Raw genomic sequence first — 22,778 nt, forward strand, 5'->3', positions numbered from 1 at the left:
CCGGGCGTGGTCACAGTTGGCCGGCGTCGGCCGTGGCGTCCGGCCTGGCATCGAGCGGTGTGGCAGCACCCGCGCAGCGCAGGGCCATCGCCACCAGCTCGGTGACCAGATGGCCGGCGTCGGCGCCTTCGGCGGGAGCGGACAGTGGGTCGACGAGCACTTCGCCGATCGCGCCGGTCAGCGCGGCTGCCGTGACCTCCGGGTCCTGGTCGGGCAGCAGGCCCGTGTGGATGCCCTCGCGGATCACCTCGGCGAAGACCTCGCGGTAGCGACGCCGGAACCCCAGCCGCTCCTGGCCGAGCGCCGGTTCGGCCGGGGCGGCAAGCAGGGCGTGGGCCAGGCCGGGGGACTCCAAGGCGCGGCGGGCGAAGACGCCGACGCCCAGCGCGAGCCGCTCGACCGGGTCACGGCCCCCCTCCGTGAGGACCTTGCCGAGCACCTCGGCCTCCCGTCCCGATGCGCGGCGGAAGACCTCGACGGCCAGCGCGCCTTTGGAAGGAAAGTGCTGGTAGACCGAACCGACCGACATCCCGGCCGCCGCGGCGACCACGGTGACGGATGCGTTCGCCCAGCCGACATCGGCCACGACTACGGTGGCCTGCTCCACCAGGTGCTCCCTGGCGGCGGCGAGGCGGTCCTGCACAGCGGGTGTCTTGCGGTAGGCCATGCAACAAGTGAACCACTGTTCAGATCTTCACGCCAGCATCCGTCTGCGCAGGGCTCGCCGCCGATCGAGCTCACCTCACCCACGAGCCGCGCGGCACACGGAGCGCATCCGCTGGTCGGTTCCGGTTCCGGTTTCGCTTCCGAGTGCGCGGTCACCGCAGAGCCGGGTAGGGGTGTGCGGCCCAGTGTTCGGCGGCGGTGATACCGAACAGCACGACGTCGTGATAGCTGCCGGCGAAGAATTCATGCTGCCGAAGCCGCCCCTCCTCCACGAATCCCAACCTGCGGTAGAGGCCGAGGGAGGCGTCGTTGAATGCGTAGACCTCTACCTCACACTTATGGTGGCGCTGCTCGGCGAACATGTAGGTGAGGACCAGTTCGGTGGCCTCAGCCGCGTACCCCTTCCCGCGATGATCCCGGCTGATCTCGATTCCGGTCTTGAATCGTCCGGCACGGGTGTCGGTCTCTCCGACCGTCACAGCCCCTGCGAACGCACCGTCGTCCAGCACCTCGACGACCAGCCGGAATGCTTCACCCCCCGGCGGACGCCCCGCACGTTCAGCAGTCCAGGAACGATAGCTCCCGTCCGAGCGCGGGGGCTCGACCAGGTCTGCGTTGCGGACGTCCACGGTGTGCTGGGCCAGGTCACGGAAGGACTCCCAGTCGTCCGCCTCGACGCCTCGCAGACGCACCTTCTCGCCGGTCCACATCTCACTCATGGCACCTACCACTCCAGTCGGTTGCGGGCACTGACGGCCATGCACTCAAATGCCACACGGTAGCGGTGAGTCGCGGCCGCCTCCGAGCGGGCAATCCGGTCGCACGTCGTCACCACCTGCTGGCGCGACGCTGTCAGTAGCGGATCTCATGAGCCTCGTACCCTCTGAGGCCCGCCGTCACGAGGGCGGGGACGAGCGCGTGCAGGTACCAGGCAAGGTCGGTGAATTCCGGCGCCACAGGAATGCGCCGACGGTCGATCGCAGGAATGAAGGACACGTCCGTGCGACCGGATTGGAACATGAGCATGCCGCCTGTCTTCGCCTCCGAGTGGTAGATGCCGAGGGCCACGGTGTACGGCTCGTTCGCCGTCGCGTCCAGGTTCCCCAGCACCTCGTCGATACGGTCGGCCGCGCTGTCGTACCACTCGTACATGTCGTCCGGGTCGTTCACCATGTACGAGACGTGGTCACCCCGTTGCGCGGCGGACCAACCGGCCGCAGCCAGGGAGTCCAGGACGGCGCGCACGGTGGTCGGACGCGCGAAGGTGAAGTCGATGTCGGCGTCTCTGGATCCCACGGAACCTCCGGGCGGCTGGAGCGGTTACCCTCGCATGATCAACCGCCGAACCGGGCCCGTCGATCTGTTTTCCCGGCCTGACCGCTCGCGTCGACGAAGTGGGCGCTGGGCCTGGGACAGCGACCTCGCACCCTTCCTCGAGCAGATCGCCGCGGACTTCCGAGGACGGGACGGCGAACGGAGTTGGCAGACGCATGACGGCGACCTGACGGTGTCGGCCGCCTTCCGGTCAGGGGCACGTCGGACTGACCTGGACGGTGCGCCCCTGGCCCGACGCCGTCGGCGGATGGAGCGCCCCGGTGACCACCTGGCTCGAGGCCGGAGAGCAGATGACCACGCTCGCATCCGGTGTCCGGCACTTCCTGGCCGGTGAGCTGTGACGGCAAACCGGCTCACCGCGTCACGCCCTGCCCCACCGCGTCCCACCGCGTCCCACCCCGCCCGTCACCTCGACCGTCCGGATGCGGTACGAAGTCCGGTGTGAACGAACAGACTCAGCCCGCGACCGTTCGCGTGTTCATCGCTCTCGCCCCGCCCGACCAGGCGAAAGAAGAACTCGCCCGAGAGCTGCGCCCCGCCTATGACACGCACCCTCAGATGCGGTGGAATCGCATCGAGGACTGGCACATCACCCTGGCGTTCCTCGGGGAACTCCCGGCAGAGACGGTTCCGCTGCTGCGCTCGCCTCTCGCCGAACTCGCAGCGCACCACCGACCACCCCGCCTGGCACTGCGCGGCAGCGGCAGCTTCGACGACCGGGTGCTGTGGAGCGGGATCGACGGCGACCTCGATGCGCTGCACATGCTCGCGGCCGATGTGCGTACGGCGGTCAAGAGCTGCGGTGTCGCCTTCGAGGATCGGCCCCTGCGCCCGCACCTGACATTGGCCCGTGCACGCCGAGGCGATCGATCCTCGGCGGTGGAAATCGCCGCAGGGCTCGCCGCATTCGCCGGCCACCGATGGCCTGCCGAACGCCTGCACCTGGTCGGCAGCAATGTCGGCCGCAGCCGTGGACCGATCCACTACCGCGACATCGAGGCCTGGGCTCTCGGCACCGGGGACGTCGGGGGAGCTTGAACGGTGCTGCCCGGCCGGACCGCCCGAGCCGCCGACCAGACGGCCGCCCCGCTTGCGCCTCACAGCTGACGTGGCAGCGCAGCGTCAACAAGGGGGCGCACGGTAGACGAACGAGGGGAACGGGTCGGTCGTGGCTGCCCGCCAAGCCCGTCTGATCTCGTCGGGGGCCCGTGCGCGATCTTGCGGTGGTTTACGCCCGAGCCAGATGGCCGGCGCCGCTGCGGTTGCGGTACCGAGGTAGACGTAGCGTCGTATCTGGTGGCAACGGCCCTGGCGTGCTTGGGCTTGTTGACGGCCTGTTCGACGGTGTTTCGTTCTCTTGTACCGCTCTTCGTCGAAAACCGGTGGCCGTCCGCCGCGTGAGCCCGGCCCGGTGTCACGATCAGGGACAGCGTCGGCAGCGTCCGTCGGCGCTCACCAAGACGCCGCTTCTTATGGCGGTTCTGGGGACCGGAACTGCCCGGGGATACTGCTGGGGTGCTGTTGACATGGATTGCCGAGGTAGGGGACGAGCCCCTGATGCTGGAACCTGCCAACCGGCGAGTGGAGTGGGAGACCAACACGTGGTCGCTGGGGGCGGAGGACGAAGACAGGATGTCGTTGTCCGTCTCCGAGGTAGTGGCTGTCTTCGAACGGACCGCTACCGCCATCCGGGACCGCGTCCGCGAGCTGGGCTTTCCGGGGGCGGCGACGTTCTATGTGTGGCACGACGAGCAGGCCGTGCAGCTCCGGTGCTCGACCGGTTCGGTGCCTCCAGATGAGTTGCCGTTTTGCGGTGCCTATGTGCTTTCCGGCGATCTCGGGCGGATCATTGAAGGGTTCTTGACCGACAGCGAGCCGGGCGTCATCACCCGGTCTGACCTGGTTGAGGTGCACCATCACTCGGAACAGACTGCGGCCGAGGCAGAGATCGTGCCCTTGCGTGTTTGGGCCACCAGCGTCGGAGCGGCCTCGTAGTGACGGTTCGGCTCGTCCGTGCGGACGAGGCGCCGGTGGCAGATGAGGGCTGTGGTTATACCGACGAAGGCGAGGAAGTGCTCCGGCTTCCGCTCGTAGCGGCGGTGCAGTCGTCGGCAGCCTGACAGCCAGGACACGGTCCTCTCGACCACCCAGCGATGACGGCCGAGTCGCTCGGACGACTCGATCTTTTGTGAGCGATACGGTGGAGGATGCCCCGTTGGCGGAGTCATCGGCGCAGGTGGTCGTAGTCGTAGCCCTTGTCGGCGTGGAGCTTGGCAGGGCGACGGCGACGGGGTCCGCAGCGTGAGCGGATTGGCGGGATCCCTCGCACGAGCGGCTTCAGTCCGAGGCTGTCGTGCATGTTGGCGCCGGAGATCCCCAGCGACAACGGCAGACCGTTCCGGTCCGTGATGAGGTGGATTTTCGATCCCAACTTGCCACGGTCGGTCGGATTCGGTCCGGTCAGGGACCCCCTTTTGCCGCCCGTACGCTGACGGAGTCGATCGCGCCCCGCGACCGGTCCACCTCACCCCGCCTGCCGAGTTCGTCCAGGATGACGCGGTGCAGCCTGGCCCGGTCCCGGACCCGGTCCCGGACCCGGCTTCGCTGGGCAAAGCGCCGGGAGACAAGTTCCCGGCACCACCACCGCCGTAACCACGTTCATGGACAACGCCATCGCACCGACCGCACGGCAGTCCACCGGCATCGGGACTCGACGCGGATCGGCGGGGCCTCCGGGCGTAGGCTTCGCCCAGCACCGACCGGGGGGAGCGGAAGACATGACGGCCGAGGCAGCGCAGAGGTGGGGGTCGACCCTCGATTCTGTGGTGGTGTACGAGCAGGGTGCGGTCTGCCGCCGCCTGGCCCGGGGCAGTGTCCCGCCGGGCGGCAGGGTGCGGGTGACGGGACTCCCCCGCTCGCTGGACCCGGGGTCGTTGCGGGCCCGTGTTCTGGGTACCCCCGGGGTCCGCGTCAGCGAGGCCCGCGTGGAGGTCGAGGCCGAGCCGCTCGGCACGTCCGCGCCCGACGAGTTGCAGCGCAAGGTCGAGCAGTTGCGCGACGAGTACGCGGCGGCGCAGCATCGCCGGGGGCACCTGGTGAGCCTGATCGAGGAGGTCAGGGCTCTGCATCCGGTCCCGCCGGCCCGCAGGCGTGAGGACCAGCACCGTCGCACCCCGGTCGACGCGTGGCTGGAGCTCGCCGGCTTCGTGGAAGAGCGGCTGACGGGACTGCACACCCGCCTCGTCGGGTCGGAGGAGGCGCTACGCCGTATCCAGCACGAGCTCGACGTCACCGAGGACAGGCTTGCCCGCGCCTCCACGGACGCGCCGTCGGCACACGTGGAGACCACGGTCTCGGCTTTCGTGATCGTCGACGCCTCCGGCGCCGGTGACGGAGGCGTGGACGCAGACGCGGAGATCGAACTGGAACTGGAGTACGGGGTGCCGGGCGCCGTCTGGGTGCCGGCCTACCGTCTCACTCACCGTCAGGGCGACCGCGGCGGCCGTCTGGTGCTGCGTGCATCGGTCGCCCAGCGCACCGGCGAGGACTGGACCGACGTGTCCATCGCCCTGGCCACGGCCGACCTGCGGCGCGGTACCGACCTGCCGAGGCTCCGCTCGATCCGGATCGGACGCCGTCAACCCGCCTCCGCGCCGTCCGGCTGGCGCGAGCCCCCGGCCGGGCTCGCGGACCTGTTCGCCGGCTACGACGCGGCGGGCCCTCGCCCCGCCACGACCACCGCGGTGCCCGTCTCCGTCGCCGCCCCGTCCTGGCCCGTCGCGCCACCGCCACCGCCGCCTGCACCGCAGGCCTACGGCGCGGCCACCGGTGCGTTTCCTGTGCCAGGTGGCGCGGGCGGGGCCTTCCCCGAGGCCTTCACCGGCGCAATGCCTGCCGCTGCTCGGCCGGTCCAGGCTCCGGGTTCCAGTCGGAGTTCCGGGGGCCGGCCCTTCGCTGCCCCCGCCCCCATGGCACCCGCGGCTCCTGGTGGATCCGCACTGCCGCCGCCACCTCCTGTACCGGCGGCCGGTCCGCCGCGGCCGAGCGTGTCCGAGCTCGACTACGCCGGCCTCGTCCTGTGCGGCCCCGACGAGCCGGGCGGTCGCAGGGGCCGGTTGTTCCCCGGCTCGCCGTTCGACGCGGTGACCGCCGAGCACCGACGCCGCGCCGAATCGGTGGCGGCGCTGCGGCTGCCCGGGCACTCCGTGCGGCCCCGCGAGTCGGCGGGTTCCTTCGACCACCGCTTCGATCCCGCCGCCCGCGCCGACATTCCGTCGGACGGTACCTGGCACACCATCACCGTCGGCGAGATCCCGGTCGGTCTGCACACCGAGTACCTGTGTCTGCCGTCCGTGGAACCGACCGTGTACGCGACGTTGGTACTCTCCAACGCCACCGACCAGGCTCTGCTCGCGGGCCCGGTGGAGGTCACCGTCGACGACGACTTCCTGCTGACCGCCGCACTGCCCACGGTCGCCCCCGGTGGCGTCTGCCAGGTCGGGCTCGGACCTGCCGAGGGCGTTCAGGTCACCCGCCGTACGAACCTCCACGAGTCCACCTCGGGCCTGCGCAACAACACCACCGTGCTCGACCACCGCGTCCATGTGGAGCTGGCCAACCGCCTCTCGACGCCGATCACCCTCGAGGTCCGGGAGCGGGTGCCCGTCACCTCCGAACCGGATGTCCGGATCGTGGAACGCGCCGACTGGACGACTGGCGAGGACAGCCAGGGGTCCGATCGCCATGCCCCGGGCACCCGCGTCTGGCGGGTGGACCTGCCCGTCGGCGGCTCCGCCGTGCTCGACGGCGGTTACGAGATCCGAATCCCGGCCGGCAAGGCCCTCATCGGCGGCAACCGCAGGAGCTGACACACCCCATGACCACAGCCCCGAAGCCGATCGCCCTGCCCGTCACCGCCGTCACCTGTCTGGAGGACCGCGCCCACGTCGAGCGTGCCGTCGTACTCGACCTGGAGGCCGGAGTCCACCGGTTGCGTCTCGGACCGGTCAGCGCGACGGCCGTCGACCGGACCCTCCACGCCGAGCTGACCGCCGATCATGCGGCGGCCGTACTCGACGTGCGGATCACCCGCAGCTGGACGCCGCGCGGGCCGCAGCCGGACACGGATGACGACTCCGCTCTGCGTCGTCGGGTACACGCGCTCGAGGAGGAACAGCTCGCCCTGGCACAGCGGCGCGACCGGCTGCAGGCCCGCCGGGACCTCCTCGGCCGCCTTGCCGCCGATCTGCTGCGGGAGATCGGCGAAGGTGCCGGTTCCGGAGAGACCGATGGACCCCGCTGGGTACGCGAACTGGACCGGGTGGACGGCGAGCGCGACTCGTGCGGAGAGCAACTCCGCACCGCGCAGGCCCGGCTGGTCGCCGTCGCCGACGAACTCGGGGAGGCGCAGCGAGCCCTCTACGTGTCCGAGGACGAGCCCGCCGAGCTCGTCGGCCATATCGAGCTGACCGTGGATACGGCGGTTGCCGGGCCCGTCGGGCTGCGCCTGAGCCACCTCACCCCGTGTGCGCTGTGGCGTCCCGCGTACCGTGCCGTGCTCGACGGGGACTCCCTGACGCTGGAGACCGACGCGATGATCTGGCAGCGCACCGGCGAGGACTGGTCGGACGTACGGATGACGCTGTCGACGGCGCGCTCGGCCCTCGCCACCGATCCGCCGCGCCTGGGAGAGGACCGGCTGACCCTCACGGACCGGTCCGTCGCGGAGCGCCGCACGGTCGACATCGAGCTGCGCGAGGAGGAGATCGGGAATCTCGGTCCGTCCCCGGTGCTCGGCCTGCCGGGGGTCGACGACGGCGGCGAAGCACGGGTGTTGCGGTCCCCGGCGCCGGTCTCCGTGCCCAGTGACGGCCACGCGCACCGCGTGCCGTTGTCGACCTTCACCACGGCCGCGCAGAGTGAGTACGCCTGTTCGCCCGAGCTGTCCCCCTTGGTCACCCGGGTGGTGCGATTCGACAACGTGGCCGGCCATGCGCTGCTCGCCGGACCCGTGGACCTGGTCCGCGACAGCGGATTCAGCGGCCGCGGAACGCAGGACTTCACCGCCCCCGGCGCCCCCGTGGAGCTCGCCTTCGGCAGCTGCGACGACCACCGGGTGGTCCGGCAGGCCGAGGAGTCACGCGACTCCACCGGAATCACCCAGCGGACCGTCATCACGCGCACGATCCGACTGCACCTGTCCCGGTTCTCCGCCCCCGGAGAGCAGGGCGACCAGGTGGTCGCCCTGCGGGAGCGGCTCCCGGTCTCCGAAGTCTCCGCGGTGGAGGTCCGCATGCGCGAGGAAGCCTGTTCCCCCGCGCCCGATGCGGTCGACGCCGAGGGCATCGCCCGCTGGGACGTCACCCTCCCGCCCAACGGGCACCGGACGGTCACCCTGGTCTACGAGCTGTCGGCGAGCGCCAAGGTCACCGGGCTCTGAGCTCCACGCTCCGCTGTACCGATTGCCGCGGGTCGTGCGGGACCCGGCGGCACCGCACCCCCGTCGTGCTGCTTCCCTCTCGGAGGTCCGCAGCGCTGCCGCCGTCAGTCCGTCGCCGCCGCCCGGTAGGGGCGGAAGAACGCACGCAGCTCCTGCGCGTAGAGCTCGGGCTCTTCGAACGGCGCGAAGTGCCCACCGCGCGGGGGCTCCGTCACGCGTACCACGTTCGTCGTGCGCTCGAGCCATGCCCGCGGTGGGCGGACGACGTCGCCCTGGAAGAGCGAGAAGCCGGAAGGAACCTCGACCCGGCGGGCGTGCTGGGTGGGCGGGATCGCGGCGTTCGCGCGGTACATGCGCATCGACGAACCGATCGTCCCCGTGAGCCAGTAGAGAGTGACGTTCGTGAGGATCTCGTCCTTCGTGAAGCTCCGCTCGACATCGCCGTCGCAGTCGCTCCAGCCCCGGAGCTTCTCGACGATCCACGCGGCGAGCCCGGCCGGCGAGTCGTTGAGGCCGAAGGCCGCGGTCTGCGGCTTTGTTCGTTGCATGGCGGCGTAGGCGCCCTCGGCCGCTCCCCAGGCCGCGGCGCTCTCGATCCAGGCCCTCTCCTCCGGCGCGAGGTCCGCGGGGTCGCCGGTGAAGACGGGCAGCCCTCCGTCGGTGCGGTGGACGGCCACGACCCGGTCGGGGTGGTCGAGCGCGAGGTAGCGGCTCACGTGGCTGCCCATGTCTCCGCCCGCCGCGCCGAACCGTGCGTAGCCGAGGACGTCCATCAGCTCGGCCCACAGACCGGCGACGGCGATGGAGTCGAGGGGCTGGCCGGTGGGGCGGTCGGAGTACCCGTAGCCCGGCATGTCGGGCACCACCACGTCGAACGCGTCGGCGGGATCGGCGCCGTGTGCGCCGGGGTCGGAGAGGAGGGGGATGACCTTCGCGTAGCGCCAGAACGAGTCAGGCCAGCCGTGGCTGAGGACCAGCGGCAGGGCGGACCCGGCAGGCGCACCGGCGGCCCGGACGTGCACGAAGTGGATCCCGTGGCCGCCGAGGGGAACACGGTAGTGGGGCAGCCGGGCGAGCGCCGCCTCCTGCGCGGGCCAGTCGAACTCGTCCGCCCAGTAGGCGACGAGTTCGCGGAGGTGGACGAGGTCGGTCCCGAGTGACCACCCGGCGTCCTCGGGCGCGTCCGGCCAGCGCGTCGCGCGCAGCCGTGCCCGGAGGTCCTCGAGCGCCGCGGGGGCGGTCTGCGGGGTGAATGGCTCGGGGCGGGGCAAGGCGTCCGGCATGGTCCGTATGCTAGCGCCTCCCTTTCGGATCACGCCGGGCTCGCGGGGCCTGACACGCGACGCTGCAGACGCGTCGGCGAGGGCACACCACGCGGGGGCGTTCGCCCGACCGTCCCTACTCGGCACAGCGCCTGACCACGCGTCACCCGGACCCGCTTGCCGTGTCCGTCGGCGGGCGCGGCGCGCCGCATGAGGCGACATCCATCCAGCTCAGCCACGCGTGCCGCTCCCCCACCCCGCTCCGCGATGCGTCCTTCGTCGGGTGGTCCGACCCGCGCCGGGGTCATCGGACAGCAGGGGATCAGCGAACATAATGCCGTCCATGAACTCCGCGCACCGGGTCGGCACCGACGAGGGCAAGCCGGCGCACCGCCTGGTGCCCATGACGGGCCGTGACCCGGAGGAACTCGCCCGGTCCTCCTCCCCACTGGAGCTGCTGTTCGACCTGACCTTCGTGGTCGCGGTCGGTACGGCGGCCTCCCACTTCGCCGAGATGGCGGCCGAGGGGCATCCGGGGCAGGCGGTCACCGCGTTCGTACTGGCGATGTTCGCGATCAGTGTCGCGTGGATCAGCTTCAGCTGGTTCGCCTCCGCCTTCGGTACCGACGACTGGCTCGACCGGGCGCTGACGATGGTGCAGATGATCGGCGTCGTCGTGTTCTCACTCGGCCTGCCGGCCATGTTCCACTCCGTCGAGGAGGGGGGACACCTCGAACTGCGCGTGATGGTGCTCGGATACGTCGTGATGCGCATCGCGATCGTGCTGCAGTGGTGGCGCGCCTCCCTGGAGTCCCCCTCGTACCGTGCCGTCTGCACGGCGAACATCCGCTGGATCGTGACCGCCCAGGTGGGTTGGGTCGTGGTCGGATTCACGCAGCCGCCACTCGCCGTCGCGTTCGTCGCCTTCGCCGTGCTCGGGGCACTGGAACTGGCCGTTCCGGTGCTCACGCAAGGCAGTGCGGGCGGAACCCCCTGGCACCCCCATCACGTGGCCGAGCGCTACGGCCTCTTCGCGATCATCGTTCTCGGCGAGAGTGTCGTCGGCACCGTCGCCTCCTCGGGTGAGCTCCTCGGTGGAGTGGACGGACTGCACTGGAGCGCGAACGCCATCGCCGTCGTCGTCGCCGGCGTCGGACTCACGTTCGGCATGTGGTGGGTGTACTTCTCCACCCCCTTCGGTGACGTCCTCGTGCACCGCCGCAACCGCGGATACCTCTTCGGATACGGACACATCCCCCTGTTCATGGGGATCGCCGGTGCCGGCGCCGGACTCCACGTGGCCGGCCTGCAACTGGAACACCACTCAGAGCTCGGTGACGTCGCCGTCGTCCTGTCCCTGGCCGTCCCGGTCGGCCTCTACCTGCTGATGGTCTATCTGCTGCACACCCTGCTGCTGTCCGCCGCAGACCGCTTCCACCTGCTCCTGATCGCCGTCACCCTTGCCGTACTTCTCGCGGCCGTCCTGTTGTCCGCGGCCGGAGTCGCGATCGCGGTGTGTCTGCTCGTCATCATGCTCGCCCCCTTCGTCACCGTGATCGGTTACGAGACGATCGGCCACCGCCACCAGCGACGCATGCTGCGGGAACTCGTCGAAGGGAACCACTGACGAGCCGCCGGAGCCCACTGACGCCGGAGCCGCACCCGTGGGAGGCGAGGCGGTTCAGCCACTCCCCCAGCAAGTGCTGCTCCCCGCTGCTGAGGGCCGTCTGTTCGGGCAGCGCGGCGCGCAGGGCGCGGGCGGCGCCGGCCGGGCCCGCTTCCTGAACGGCCGGTTCCGCGTTGGTGACGGCGGCAACCCCTCACCCTGGGCACGGTCCTGCGCGAGCAGTTGTCAGGCAACGCCCGGGCGCTGACTCGCCCGCGCGTAAGGTCTGAGGCTGCCGATGACGAAGGTGCCCTATGCAGGTATTCTGCTGCGGGATTTGCAGGCGACAGCGACTAGCTGACGCAGTTTCAGCCAGGGGGTCGACGTGGTACGCGTGCTGAAGGCGGTGGTCCCGGTCATCGCCATGGTGGTGGTGGCGGGATGCTCCTCGTCCGAGGGCAAGGACGAGCAGCGGCTGACGGAGTTGCGGGAGAACTACTGCACGCAGCTGGGGACTTGGCAGAAGGCGCGGAACGCGGCAGACACGGACACGCCCGATCCGTCGGAGTACGACGAGGTCGGGGCCGTCGCTCAGGACGCCCTCCGCACGACGCGACCGCTCCGGGACGAGACCGTCGGCGGAGGCCGCACCTTGGCGGAGGCGACCGTGGCAGCGATGAAGAACAACGACTCCGAGGCGGAGGGACGCATCGTGCAGTACTGCGCTGATTCCGGCTTCGAGACACTGACCCGCTAGCGACCTGGTCTTCCCCTGTCGCTGAAGGCTCGCCGGTAGCTGTGAGGGCTGACCCCGGTGGACTTCTTGAAGCGGGCACGGAAAGCGGTCAGTGAGCCGAAGTCGACCTGGGCACCGATGCGTTCAACGGTGTGCTGGGTGGATTCCAGCAGATGCTGGGCCTGGCGGAGGCGGGCTCGGTGAAGCCACTGAAGTGGGGTGGTGCCCGTCTGTTCGCGGAAGCGGCGTATCAGCGTTCGGGTGCTGACCCCGGCGTGGGCGGCGATGTCGGCAAGGGTGAGCTCGGTGCCGAGGTTGTCCTGGAGCCAGGCGAGAAGTGGTTCGAGGGTGCTGCCCCGAGGGGTGGGCGCGTAGTCGTGGACGATGAACTGCGCCTGTCCGCCTTCGCGTTCCAGAGGCATGACGGACAGCCATGCCGCGTCGGCGGCGACGGCCGAGCCGTAGTCCTTGCGGATCATGTGCAGGCACAGATCCAGCCCTGCGGCGGCACCGGCCGAGGTGAGGACCTGGCCGTTGTCGACGTAGAGGACGTCCGGGTCGACCTCGATGTCCGGGTAGGAGCCGGCGAGGAGTTCGGCTGCGATCCAGTGGGTCGTGGCGCGCAGGCCGTTCAGGAGGCCGGTTGCGGCCAGAGGGAACGTGCCCGAGCAGATGGAAGCGATGCGCGTGCCGTCCTGGGCGGCTGCCCGCAGCGCGTCGCGGACGGCAGGAGTCGGCGGGACGGTGGGCCGGGCGGTGCCGGGCACGATAATCGTGTCCGCACCCTTGAGGCCCTCCAGCCCCCAGGGCGCGCGCAGGGTGAACGCGCCCGCGTCGGTCTCCGGCTGCTCCGCGCACACGCGGATCTGATATCCGGGGCGGCCGTCCGGGAGGCGGGTGCGCGTGAAGACCTCGACTCCTCAGCCGGGACGGTGTCCCGACCGGCGTCGCCCACGGGGCGGGCGAGGAGGTCCCCCTCAGTGACGTCGCGCTCGACGGCGACCGGCTCACCTGGAAGCAGAAGGTCACCAAGCCCATGCGCGTGAACCTGGTGTTCGCCCTGGAGGTCGACGGCGACACCCTGGTCGGCACCTCCAAGGCCGGACGCCTGCCGGCCTCCGAGGTCACCGGCCTGCGCCGCGCCGTCCCGGCAGCCTGACGCCCAAGCGGTCCAGTGGCCGGTCGCACCACTGGACCGCCTCGGTTCATGTCAGCCGAGCGGTTCGATCCAGAGGTTCCTGAAGCGGACCTTGTTCCCGTGGTCCTGGAGCCGGATCGCGCCTGTCGCTGCCGATTCGGCGTCACCGGCCCCGGTCGGGCCGTCGATGGCCACGTTGTCGTGGACCTTCTTGCCGTTCCACACCACGGTGACCCTGGCGTCCTCGGTCTTCGTGCCCGCGGCGTCGAAACGGGCCGCGCGGAAGTCGATGTCGTACGTCTGCCAGGTCTCGGGGGCGGTGGCTGCGTTCAGGTCCGCGGCCTTCTTGTTGTAGAGGGACGCGGCGTCGTTCGCGGCGAGCTTCTCCACTCCGAAGGAGTCCAGGATCTGGAGCTCGTACCGCTCCTGGAGGTAGATGCCGCTGTTGCCGCGATCCTGCCCGGTGACGTCGTCCGGCAGCTTCGGCACCCGGAATTCGGCATGCATTCTGAAGTCGCCGAAGGCCTGCTTGGTACGGATGTCGCCACAGCACACCTCGATGGAGTTCTCGGCGGTACGCGGCCATTCGACGCCACGGCCGTCGGTGTGCTGCCAGGCGGTGGAGACGCTGCCGCCGGAGAACAGGGCGATGCGGCTGCCTGGCCTGCGCACCTCGATCATGTCGAGGTTGACGTGGCCGGTGTCCTCGGGCCGATAGGTGTAGGTGATGGTGTTGCGGCCCTTGCGCAGGTCGAGCCGCTCGGTCCCGGTGGACCACCGGTTCCAGGCGCCGGTGGAGGGGAGGCTGGTCTGCCGCGCCTGCCCGCCGTTGGCGCTCACGCCGATCGTCTTGGTGCCGGTGAAGGGGTTGGGGCCGTTGGCGTAGCGAAGCCCCACGTCGTAGGTGCCCTTCACGGGTACGTCGACGTCGAAGGTGGCCGTGGCACCCACGGTGCCGAAGCCGTCGACGAAGCCGCCCCCGGAGTAGCCGGCGTGCTCGGTGTCGATGTCCGCACCCCCGGAGAGTCGCGCGGACTCGGCGTCGTACCCGGTGACGGGCTCCTCGGGGCCCGGGCGGGCGTTCAGCGTGTACCAGGCTTCGGTGGACCAGAGCTGCTCACCGTCGGCCGAGGCGAAGGGGCGCGGCGAGCGTACGTGCACCACCCGGTCGGTCTTCAGGCCGGGCACGGTGATCCTGACCGTGCGGCGGTCGTCGGAGATCTGGGCGGCGGAGACGGGGAGAGTCTCCTCGTCGATCTTCGGGCCCCCGTACGCGGGGGTGGGGACGTAGCGCCACTGCTCGACGGAGTAGGCGCCGCTCGTCAGCTTGGCGACGGTCTCCTCCGACAGGGGCTCGGTGTAGCTGAGTTCGAAACCGTCACGGGTTGCGCGCATGGTCTTGATGTCGAAGACGCTCTTGCCGTTCGGCGTGAGTTTCTGGAGGCCGAAGCGGAGTTTGCCTTCCTGACCCCAGTTGCCGTCGGCGCCGAGGCCGCCCGCGTAGATGGCGCCGTCCGGCCCGGTGCTGATACGGGTGATGCCTGCTTCCAGGCCCTGCGTGTGCCGGAACACCGCGCCCTGGTACTCGCCGTCCACCTTCTCCAGGTCGGCGCGCTGGATCCCACCGTAGGTGACGTCACCGAAGAGCAGCTGTCCGGCGTAGGGGCCCTCCTTCAACAGCATCGGCGTGCTGGGCGAGTTGGCGATTTCGTTCTGCGGCAGCCACAGCACCGGCTTGGTGACCGTGCGGTCGTCGAACGGGCCGTCCGGGTTGGTGTAGTGGTTGAAGAACCGGTCCTGCTTGACGTGGACCAGCTTGGAGGCGGGCAGCCAGCCGCCCTGGTTGTCGGTGACGAACAGTTCCCCCTCGGGGCCCCGTCCGATCCCGTTCGGTGTACGCAGGCCACCGGCCAGGTAACTGACCTTCCCTGTGGCCTTGTTGACCTTGATGGTGGTGCCACGGTTCGCGGCAGGCTGCGGATCCGTCGTCGCACCGCCGTAGTTGATGGCGACGGACAGATTCAGGTAGAAGTTCCCGTCCTCGTAGAGAAGGCCGAAGGCGAACTCGTGGAAGTTCCCTCCGTAGGGCCACTCGGCGACCTTGCGGATCTCGCCGGCGGTGTTGTCGCCCTCGAGGTCGGACAACTCCGTCAGCTGGTGCTTCTCCGAGACGTACAGCTTTCCGTCGACGTACTTGATGCCCATCGGCTCCCTGAGGCCGCCGGCGATCTTCTTGTACGTGACCTTCCCCGGGCCGGTGTCACCGGTGACGTGGTCGAGGACGTACACCTCTCCCTCGGTCTCGGTGCTGCCGCCCCAGGTGGTCACGGCGAGCCGACCGTCCGGCAGCCAGTCCATGGCGGAGACCTGGGGCTCGAAGCCCGCGGGACGCAGGTCGGTGAGGGTGTAGCCGGGATTGACCGACGTCAGCGGGAGGCCGTCGCCGGGGGTGTCGTGGGTGCCCTCGCACTCCTTGCGCCCGGGGGCGGTGACCCGGACGACGTCGGCGTCGGTACTGAGGACGGAGTTCGGGACGACGGCGAAGTCGGCTGCCCCCGGCGGCTTCCACTGGAGGGTGACCTGCTGGCCGCCGCCGCGGTCGAAGTGGTCGATGTGCAGGGCGTGGTAGCCGGGAGCGAGGGCGATCTCACCGTCCTTGGGTTCGGCGCCGTGCAGTCCGTCGTGGTCGATGACCTGCTGGTCGCCGATGAGGAGGCGGGAGCCGTCGTCACTGATCAGCCGGAAGGCGTACGTGCCGTCGGCGGGGACGTCGATGTTGCCGATGATCTGCGAGACGAAGTTGTCGGTGAATCCGAAGCCGTCGGTGGAGGACCAGTCGGCCGTGGGGATCAGCTTGTCGACATTGGGTGTCTGGGCGGGCTTGAGGTCGCAGAGTGCGTCCAACGGGGACTGGATGTCGAAGACGCGGAGAGTGACACCGGGTTCCTGGGGCGGCAGGTCCGCGAAGGGCCTCTCGTCCGCACCGGCGGTGCCGGCGGCGAGACCGCTGGTGAGAAGCACCGAGAGGAGCAGCCCGGTGATTCTTTGTGCTCTGGGGCGATGGCTACGGCGGTTCGGGTACTTGCGTGGCGTCACTCTTCCTCCTGCTGGGCGCTGCGATGCGGCGCGACCGGGGCGGCCCGCGTCCGCGGAGTGGAGTTCGTGCGCGTACGAGTGGTGCGGTGGCGTTCCGCTCCGTTCCATGCGGTCCGCCGCGCGAAATCGACGCCCAGCGTACGAACATCGCACCGAACCGTCCACACTTTGTCCTCAACGAGGAAGAACTGGTGTGGAGTTGACTGCCCTCGAGGCGCAGAGGGCCTGCTCCGGACGACGGTTGCTAGTGTCGACGCCTTCGGCAGGAGGGCGGCGGCGGGCCATGCGGGTATCGATGACGAGCGCCGCGGCGCGGGCCGGCCACGTGAACGAGGACTTCACCGGCGCCGTGCCGACGGCCGCGGTGCTGATCGACGGCGCCGGCATCCCCGGCTCGGAATCGGCCTGTCGGCACGGCGTGGCCTGGTACGCGTGCCGTCTCGGAGGCGGACTCCTCGGTCTCCTGTCCCGTGACCGCAGTCTCCCGGCGTTGCTCGCGGAAGCCATCGAGCAGGTGACGGGCGATCACCGGGACACCTGCGACGTCGCCGACCCCCTCGCCCCGTCGGCGACGGTGGCCGTGCTGCGCGTGTCCGACGGCCTCCTCGAGTACCTGGTGCTCGGCGCCTCCTTCCTCGTACTCGACCGAGCGGACGGTGCGCCGCTCGTCGTGTCCGATCCCCGGGAGGTGACGATCAGCCGGTCATTCCTGCCCGCGCTCCTGGCTGCCCCGGAGGGCAGCGCGGAGTACCACCGGGTCCTGCGGGACCTGCGCGCCAACCGGAACCGACCGGGCGGCTTCTGGGTGGCCAGGAACGACCCACGCGCGGCTGACGAGGCGGTCACCGGGAGTTGTCCGCTCCGCGGGCTGACCGCTGCCGCCCTGCTCAGCAACGGAGCCAGTCGCATCGTCGACCGGTTCGGGCTCACCGACTGGCCGGGGGCCATGGCTCTCCTGGCGTCGAACGGACCTGCCGAAGTGGTGCGTCGTGTCCGGCAGGCGGAGGCTCGCCACGCGGTGGCGGCGGACGATGCGACGATCGCGTACTTCACCGGACTCGGCGAGTCCTGACGGTCGTCGGCAGAGAGCACTTGGGCTCGGCGCCCAGCCCACGACGCCGAAGGGTGCAGGGCGGTACGCCGGGACTTCAGCAGCGGTCCCGGCGTGAGGACCGGAGAGGTGGCGCGGTACCGGACTCCCGACCCTGCCGCTCGACACCGGCAAGCCCGTGGTCGACGAGCGCCTTGAGCATGCGGGTGACCGCCTCCTCGTCCGCGTCCGTCAGGACCGGGTCCGCCGGCTCACTGTCCGGCCGGTCGACGAGGAGCCGGTGGACACCGCCCTGCTCGGGATCGAAACACCACGCACGTCTACCGCTACGGCCCCGCGGACCCCGCCGCCCGAGCCCGTACCCCCGTCGTCCTGGTGCACGGGGTGGGCTCCTGCTCCGCCATGTGGTACCCCCAACACCCCCGCGCTCAGCACCGACCGCCCCGTCTACGCCATCGACACCCCGGGGGACCCCGGCCGCAGTGTGCAGCGCGAACCCATCCACCGGCCCGAACGCGCGCGTGGCTGGACGAGACGCTCGCCGCGCTCGGGCTCGACCGCGTCCACCTCGTCGGTGCCTCGTACGGCGGCTGGCTCGCCCTGAACCAGGCACACCGCAGACCCGACCGCCTCGCCTCGGTCACGCTGCTCGACCCCGGCGGCCTGGAGGTGGGACTGCGCTTCTTCGTCTGGATCTTCGCCGGCCTCTTCGCGACCTTCGCGCCCAGAGCCCCCCGCCCACGACTGGGCACCTGGCTGGAGCAACCGGTCCTCGTCAGGCCGGAGCTGCGCGCCATGGTCAGAACCTCCGTCCGGGCCTACCGCATCCGCCGCCCGGCCCCACTCCCCTGACCGACGACGAGTTGTCCACCGTCCGCACCCCTCTCTACCTCGCGCTCGGCAGGCGCAGCCTGCTCGTGCACCCGCAGCGGCAGATGGAGCGCGTACCCCGCCTGGTACCGGGGACCCGGGCGGAGATCATCTCCGGGACGGGTCACGGACCTCAGATCGACCGAGCGGAGGAGATCGACCGCCGGATGCTGGACTTCATGAACACCGTCGACTGACAACCGCGGGACAATCCCGGGGTGGGACTGGAACCGAGCGGCACGCGGCGAATCAGGCCGGGGTCACCGGTGCCTGGAGTTCCGTCACCCAGTCGTCCCGGTTCTCCGGGCACTCCAGGTTGATCTCGCGCGGATAGCCGGCCGACCGGTAGCCGTTGGCGTCGATCCAGCGTGCCAAGGTCTGCGCCGTGGGGAGCACGGTGTCCATCGAGCCGCGGTGGACGATGGTCGCCGCCCGGTCGAGGGGCATCAGGTCGAGGACCCGGACGGCGCCGTCCTGAAGGGGGGCGGATACGTGGACGGCGGCATGGACGCTGATCCGCCCGTCGCCTTCCGCAGCATCCTCGTAGTAGGCGACCGCGGGCCCGGTCGCGGTGATACCCGCCGCGTCCAGACGCAGGAACAGCTCGTCGTAGAGCGGCCCGATGACCGGGCTGATGGCCTCGGGCTCGAAACTCGCGGCAGTCGCGGTCAGCTCCGCCACCCGCACTGCGGGTACGGCCTTGATCACAACATCGTTCGTGGGCATGCGCCCCTCGCTCTCGATCGCCCGGAGCCTCGCCTCGACCTGCACCAACCGCGCCCCTGCGGTGGCCACCGCAGTCTCCAGTTCGGCTCGCCGCAGCCGCAGCATGCCCCGCAGTTCCTCCGTGGCGACCTTCTCGTCCACGATGTCCTGCACCTGCTGGAGGGTGAAGCCGAGGTCCTTGAGAGCGATCACCCGGTTGAGGCGGGCCAACTGGGCAGCGGTGTAGTAGCGGTAGCCGGTCGCGGGGTCGACATGCGCCGGACGCAGCAGACCGGTCGCGTCGTAGTGACGCAGCATCCGGACCGATACGCGGCCGTGCCGGGCGAAGTCTCCGATGGTGAACATGACGTCTCCGAGCTGACCACCTGACACGGTGTGAGGGTCAAGACGGTATGCGGCAGCCGACGAACAGCGGAGGGCGGGGGTGTCACCAGCTCAGCTGCGACCAGCCCCCCGCCCCCTCCCCCGCACTTCAGGTGGCCGGGGCCCCGTCGAGCCAGGGACGCCGCCCCGGACCGGTCGGATGCGTCCCCGTGACAGCCATGACCACCGAGTAGAGACTGGTTTCGGCGGTGATGAAGAGACGGTTCCTCTTGGCCCCGCCCCAGGAGATGTTGGACACGGTCTCCGGTACGTTCAGCCGGCCGATCAGCGTGCCGTCCGGGTCGTAGCAGTGCACGCCGTTGCCCATCGCGGCGACCCACAGCCGACCGCCGTCGTCGAAGCGCAGGTTGTCGAAGCGGCTTCCGGCCTCGGGATCGGCCGTGGCGAAGACCTTGCCGTCCGAGAGGGTGCGGCCGTCCGCCCGGACGTCGAAGACACGGATGAAGCCCGCCCTGGTGTCGGAGACGAACAACTGCCGCTCGTCACCGGAGAAGACGAGCCCGTTGGGGGCGCCGAAGCAGTCGGCCACCAGGCTCACGTCGCCCGTGGCCGGGTCGATCCGGTACACGTTGCAGGACCCGATCTCGCTCTCCGCGAGATAGCCCTCGTAGTCACTGGTGATGCCGAAGTCCGGGTCGGAGAACCAGATCGAACCGTCGGACTTCACGGCCGCGTCGTTGGGGCTGTTGAGGCGCCTGCCCTGCCAGCGGTCGGCCAGCACGGTGAGGGTGCCGTTGTGCTCGGTGCGGGTGACCCGGCGGTTCCCCTGCTCACAGGTGACGAGCCTGCCTTCGAGGTCCAGGGTGTTGCCGTTCGTGTGCCCGGCGGGTTCGCGGAAGACGCCGACGGTGTCGGTGGTCTCGTCCCAGCGCAGCATGCGGTCGTTGGGGATGTCGCTCCATATGAGCTGGCGCCAGGCCGGGAGGTAGATCGGGCCCTCCGCCCAGCGGCAGCCGGTGTACAGGACCTCGAGGTCGTCGTCGCCGTTCATGCACCGACCGGTACGGAAGCGGTCGTCGAGGCACTCGTACAACCCAGGGTGTTCGGTGGTCATGTGCGTCTCCCGTCCCAGAGCGTGAGCCGAATCCTGTTCGGCTCATCGCAAGTATTACCGTATGAAGTATCGTTCCTTCAGGTACTCACCGAATGGAGTGTTGTGGATCACGTTGACCGAGCGTTGCTTACACAGCTTCAGCAGGACGCCACCCAGCCCTACGCCGCCCTTGGCCAGTCCGTCGGCCTCTCAGCCGGTGCCGCCCATGAGCGCGTCCGGAAGCTGCGCGAGCGCGGCGTGATCCGGCGCACCGTGATCGAGGTGGACCAAGCGGCGGTCGGGCGCGGTGTGCTCGCGTACGTGATGGTCGACTCGACTGCCTGGATGGGCGATGCGGCGGAGCAGTTTGCCGCGCTGCCCGAGATCCAGGAGGCGCACGTCATCGCGGGCAGCGCCTCGTTGCTGGTCAAGGTCAGAACCGCGACCACGGAGCAGCTCCAGGACGTGCTGCGCCGGATCTACGCCATCGAGGGCGTCAGCGGGACGCACGCCACCATCGTGCTGGAAACCTTCTTCGAGCGTCCGCTGCCGCCCCAGGAGCTGTAGCCGCAGGCGAACGCTCCTCAGCGGGGGCCGGCACCAGAGGGTCCGGGGGGGGACCAAACCAGTACGTCGAAGTGCGCGTCGGGAAAGGCTGAAGCGACAGTCACAGAACCGCACTTGGGGGAACCGATGGGCACCTTCGCCGTCGCTCGGCGGAATCCGGCATCGCCACGGTCTGCGGGCGTACGCAACAGTGGTCTGCTTCCCCTGGATGGACATCGTCTCCGAGACCACGGCCTCGCTGGACATGCTGCGGGCCGCCCGGACCTTCGTGCCCCGGACGGGACACGGCCTGGAGCGCGGTCATGGTCACCGGCTTCTCGCAGGGCGCCTCTGCGGCACTGGGGCCCGGCCGGGCCCTGGGGTCGGGCGGGGACCGCTGGTTCCGGCTGGGGGCGCTGGCGCCGGTGAGCGGTGCCTACGACTTCGGCGGGGCGGAGCTGCCTGCCCTGCGGGAAGGCGGACTGGAGCCCAAGTCCAGTGTGGTGTACACGGCTTACACGCTCGTGGCGTTCAACCGGCTCCACCCCATCTACGACAGTCCCGGCGATGTCTTCCGAGCCCCCTATGACACCACCGTCGAGGCGCTCTTCGACGGTGCCCACACCAGGGAGCAGCTGATGCGCGGCACCCCGGACGCTTTGGACGAACTGCTGACCGGGCACGGCAGGAAGTCGCTCGCGCATCCGACCGGGGCCCTGGCTGCGGCGCTGCGTACGACCGACGCGGTGTGCACCGACTGGGTCCCCCCGTGCGCCCCTACGGCTGTACATGGCGGCCGGGGACGAGCAGGCCGTCGACGTGAACACCGAGCACTGCCGGGCGGGCCTGCTCAGGAACGGCGTGGACGCCCCGGTCGTCGATCTGGGTGACGTCGACCATCTCGGATCCCGCCACCTGGGGTCCGACGTCGCGGCCACACCGGCGATCGTGCGCTGGTTCGGCGAGCTGAGCCGAAGGCCGCACCTGCCGACGATCGCGGACCGCTCCGTCGACGGCGGACATGCGTCGGACTGATCGACGCGGCAGACGCGCCGCGGCCAGGGTCCGGGGGATGCCCTCCCGGACCCTGGCCGAGCACGCTTGCCGGCTTCCGCGCGTGCCGGGATCGAGCTGCTGCAGTCGTTGTCCGGGACCCGCGGCGGCGCCGGAACGTACTACTTGCTCACGGCGAAACGCATGAGGGCACGCTCGTCACCCTGCTTGATCTTGCCCGTCTCGTTGATCACCTGGAGCTTCCAGCCCGCCCCGTCCCGCATGGCCTTGGCCACGGCACAGCCGTTGTCGTCGGTGAGCAGGCTCGGCCAGATGTCGGCAACCTGCTGGGTGGTGCCACCGGTCGCGTCGTAGACCTTGAAGCTGATGTTCCGGGCGTTCTGGAAGGCGCTCCGCTTCTTGTACGCGGCAGCGATGAACACGACGGACGTGATGTTGGTCGGCACCCTGGCAAAATCCACGGTCACGGTCTCGTCGTCGCCGTCGCCGCGCCCGGTCTGGTTGTCCCCGCTGTGCACCAGGGAGCCGTTGCCCAGCGGGTCCAGGGAGTCGAGCCCGGCCAGCCGCACGGGTTCCGCCCCCTGCATCGCGATGGCGATCAGGTCAAGATCGGTTCCGGCCTTCTGCCTGAGCTTGCCAAGGATTCCCCCACTGGCCCCGACGGTCGGGTCCCAGGACACCCCGATGGACAGATGTGTCACCCCGTCGAGGTCGGCCGGGCCGTCTTCCTTCTTCAGCGTGATCATGGTGATCCTCTTGGTCGTCAGACTGGTACGTATGAATTGTGCCTGGCGGCGTCGGCTCCCGGCCGACCCGGGGCGGAACACTCCGAACGCTACCCCCGAGGGCTGCCGCCGAGATGCCCTCTTCTCCGGC

Annotated in this window: 21 protein-coding genes and 4 pseudogenes; 14 read left to right on the forward strand and 11 right to left on the reverse strand. The window is 70.1% G+C overall.

What is annotated here, in order from left to right:
- Window positions 1-10 precede the first annotated feature (10 nt).
- The 3 genes from OG844_RS11230 to OG844_RS11240 all read right to left on the reverse strand — a co-directional run bounded on the left by OG844_RS11230 (window position 11) and on the right by OG844_RS11240 (window position 1,962).
- Window positions 11-667 carry a TetR/AcrR family transcriptional regulator gene (locus OG844_RS11230; protein WP_406389744.1) on the reverse strand — a complete coding sequence of 219 codons (657 nt, stop codon included), beginning with the start codon at window positions 665-667 and terminating at the stop codon, window positions 11-13.
- Between the two features lie 151 nt (window positions 668-818).
- Window positions 819-1,385 (reverse strand): GNAT family N-acetyltransferase, encoded by a 567-nt coding sequence (locus OG844_RS11235; RefSeq protein ID WP_406389745.1) that lies wholly within the window; start codon window positions 1,383-1,385, stop codon window positions 819-821.
- A 133-nt stretch (window positions 1,386-1,518) separates the two neighbouring features.
- Entirely contained in the window at window positions 1,519-1,962 is a 444-nt protein-coding gene (locus OG844_RS11240) for a hypothetical protein (RefSeq protein WP_406389746.1), read from the reverse strand.
- Between the two features lie 34 nt (window positions 1,963-1,996).
- Here OG844_RS11240 and OG844_RS11245 point away from each other — a divergent pair.
- The 3 genes and pseudogenes from OG844_RS11245 to OG844_RS11255 all read left to right on the forward strand — a co-directional run bounded on the left by OG844_RS11245 (window position 1,997) and on the right by OG844_RS11255 (window position 3,996).
- A pseudogene (locus OG844_RS11245) lies at window positions 1,997-2,342 on the forward strand (DUF6228 family protein).
- Window positions 2,343-2,442: 100 nt separating this feature from the next.
- Window positions 2,443-3,039 (forward strand): RNA 2',3'-cyclic phosphodiesterase, encoded by a 597-nt coding sequence (gene thpR, locus OG844_RS11250; RefSeq protein WP_406389747.1) that lies wholly within the window; start codon window positions 2,443-2,445, stop codon window positions 3,037-3,039.
- A 477-nt stretch (window positions 3,040-3,516) separates the two neighbouring features.
- Window positions 3,517-3,996, forward strand: coding sequence for a hypothetical protein (locus OG844_RS11255; protein ID WP_406389748.1), 480 nt, complete (start codon window positions 3,517-3,519; stop codon window positions 3,994-3,996).
- Between the two features lie 26 nt (window positions 3,997-4,022).
- On the opposite strand, the pseudogene OG844_RS11260 reads toward OG844_RS11255, so the two are convergent.
- Window positions 4,023-4,620, reverse strand: a pseudogene (locus OG844_RS11260) (IS5 family transposase); the annotation flags it as partial.
- 158 nt (window positions 4,621-4,778) lie between these two features.
- Between OG844_RS11260 and OG844_RS11265 the strand changes: the two are divergent.
- Together OG844_RS11265 and OG844_RS11270 are read left to right on the forward strand one after the other, a co-directional pair.
- Window positions 4,779-6,869, forward strand: a complete 2,091-nt coding sequence (locus OG844_RS11265; RefSeq protein ID WP_406389749.1) for a DUF4139 domain-containing protein — start codon at window positions 4,779-4,781, stop codon at window positions 6,867-6,869.
- Between the two features lie 8 nt (window positions 6,870-6,877).
- Complete coding sequence (locus OG844_RS11270; RefSeq protein WP_406389750.1) at window positions 6,878-8,440, forward strand: mucoidy inhibitor MuiA family protein; 1,563 nt, start codon at window positions 6,878-6,880, stop codon at window positions 8,438-8,440.
- A 104-nt stretch (window positions 8,441-8,544) separates the two neighbouring features.
- Here OG844_RS11270 and OG844_RS11275 read toward each other — a convergent pair whose 3' ends face one another.
- Window positions 8,545-9,723, reverse strand: coding sequence for an epoxide hydrolase family protein (locus tag OG844_RS11275; protein ID WP_406389751.1), 1,179 nt, complete (start codon window positions 9,721-9,723; stop codon window positions 8,545-8,547).
- Window positions 9,724-10,045: 322 nt separating this feature from the next.
- Between OG844_RS11275 and OG844_RS11280 the strand changes: the two genes are divergently transcribed.
- Window positions 10,046-11,329 (forward strand): low temperature requirement protein A, encoded by a 1,284-nt coding sequence (locus OG844_RS11280; protein WP_406389752.1) that lies wholly within the window; start codon window positions 10,046-10,048, stop codon window positions 11,327-11,329.
- Window positions 11,330-11,363: 34 nt separating this feature from the next.
- Here OG844_RS11280 and OG844_RS11285 read toward each other — a convergent pair.
- Window positions 11,364-11,519 (reverse strand): annotated as a pseudogene (locus tag OG844_RS11285) (TetR family transcriptional regulator); the annotation flags it as partial.
- Window positions 11,520-11,693: 174 nt separating this feature from the next.
- Between OG844_RS11285 and OG844_RS11290 the strand changes: the two are divergent.
- The gene (locus tag OG844_RS11290) at window positions 11,694-12,065 is read left to right on the forward strand and encodes a hypothetical protein (protein ID WP_406389753.1); all 372 of its coding nucleotides are present in this window, start codon (window positions 11,694-11,696) and stop codon (window positions 12,063-12,065) included.
- Here the strand turns inward: OG844_RS11290 and OG844_RS11295 are convergent.
- Window positions 12,062-12,904: a GlxA family transcriptional regulator gene (locus OG844_RS11295; protein ID WP_406389754.1), complete on the reverse strand. Its 843-nt coding sequence runs from the start codon at window positions 12,902-12,904 to the stop codon at window positions 12,062-12,064. The two genes, OG844_RS11290 and OG844_RS11295, sit on opposite strands and share 4 nt — an antisense overlap.
- A 68-nt stretch (window positions 12,905-12,972) precedes the next feature.
- Between OG844_RS11295 and OG844_RS11300 the strand changes: the two are divergent.
- A pseudogene (locus tag OG844_RS11300) lies at window positions 12,973-13,203 on the forward strand (hypothetical protein); the annotation flags it as partial.
- Between the two features lie 51 nt (window positions 13,204-13,254).
- On the opposite strand, the gene OG844_RS11305 reads toward OG844_RS11300, so the two are convergent.
- A complete protein-coding gene (locus OG844_RS11305) occupies window positions 13,255-16,278 on the reverse strand; it encodes a family 16 glycoside hydrolase (protein ID WP_406389755.1) in 3,024 nt (1,007 codons plus the stop codon).
- Between the two features lie 283 nt (window positions 16,279-16,561).
- Between OG844_RS11305 and OG844_RS11310 the strand changes: the two genes are divergently transcribed.
- The 3 genes from OG844_RS11310 (at window position 16,562) to OG844_RS11320 (ending at window position 18,396) form a co-directional block, all read left to right on the forward strand.
- Window positions 16,562-17,350 (forward strand): integrase, encoded by a 789-nt coding sequence (locus tag OG844_RS11310; protein ID WP_406389756.1) that lies wholly within the window; start codon window positions 16,562-16,564, stop codon window positions 17,348-17,350.
- A gap of 381 nt (window positions 17,351-17,731) precedes the next feature.
- Window positions 17,732-18,181 carry an alpha/beta fold hydrolase gene (locus tag OG844_RS11315; RefSeq protein WP_406389757.1) on the forward strand — a complete coding sequence of 150 codons (450 nt, stop codon included), beginning with the start codon at window positions 17,732-17,734 and terminating at the stop codon, window positions 18,179-18,181.
- A gap of 11 nt (window positions 18,182-18,192) precedes the next feature.
- The gene (locus OG844_RS11320; RefSeq protein WP_406389758.1) at window positions 18,193-18,396 is read left to right on the forward strand and encodes an alpha/beta fold hydrolase; all 204 of its coding nucleotides are present in this window, start codon (window positions 18,193-18,195) and stop codon (window positions 18,394-18,396) included.
- Between the two features lie 52 nt (window positions 18,397-18,448).
- Here the strand turns inward: OG844_RS11320 and OG844_RS11325 are convergent, their stop codons facing one another.
- Both OG844_RS11325 and OG844_RS11330 read right to left on the reverse strand, forming a co-directional pair.
- Window positions 18,449-19,270, reverse strand: a complete 822-nt coding sequence (locus OG844_RS11325) for a MerR family transcriptional regulator (RefSeq protein ID WP_406389759.1) — start codon at window positions 19,268-19,270, stop codon at window positions 18,449-18,451.
- A gap of 127 nt (window positions 19,271-19,397) precedes the next feature.
- Complete coding sequence (locus OG844_RS11330) at window positions 19,398-20,363, reverse strand: SMP-30/gluconolactonase/LRE family protein (RefSeq protein ID WP_406389760.1); 966 nt, start codon at window positions 20,361-20,363, stop codon at window positions 19,398-19,400.
- A 102-nt stretch (window positions 20,364-20,465) separates the two neighbouring features.
- Between OG844_RS11330 and OG844_RS11335 the strand changes: the two genes are divergently transcribed.
- From OG844_RS11335 to OG844_RS11345, 3 genes are all read left to right on the forward strand, one after another.
- On the forward strand, window positions 20,466-20,909 hold the full coding sequence (locus OG844_RS11335; protein WP_406396080.1) for an Lrp/AsnC family transcriptional regulator: 444 nt from the start codon (window positions 20,466-20,468) through the stop codon (window positions 20,907-20,909).
- 302 nt (window positions 20,910-21,211) lie between these two features.
- Window positions 21,212-21,778 (forward strand): hypothetical protein, encoded by a 567-nt coding sequence (locus OG844_RS11340; protein ID WP_406389761.1) that lies wholly within the window; start codon window positions 21,212-21,214, stop codon window positions 21,776-21,778.
- Window positions 21,750-21,923, forward strand: coding sequence for a hypothetical protein (locus OG844_RS11345; RefSeq protein ID WP_406389762.1), 174 nt, complete (start codon window positions 21,750-21,752; stop codon window positions 21,921-21,923). Before OG844_RS11340 ends, OG844_RS11345 begins: the two co-directional genes overlap by 29 nt.
- A gap of 140 nt (window positions 21,924-22,063) precedes the next feature.
- Here the strand turns inward: OG844_RS11345 and OG844_RS11350 are convergent, their stop codons facing one another.
- Entirely contained in the window at window positions 22,064-22,648 is a 585-nt protein-coding gene (locus tag OG844_RS11350; RefSeq protein WP_406389763.1) for a TerD family protein, read from the reverse strand.
- Window positions 22,649-22,778: the final 130 nt, after the last annotated feature.

The organism is Streptomyces sp. NBC_00887, from assembly GCF_045207585.1.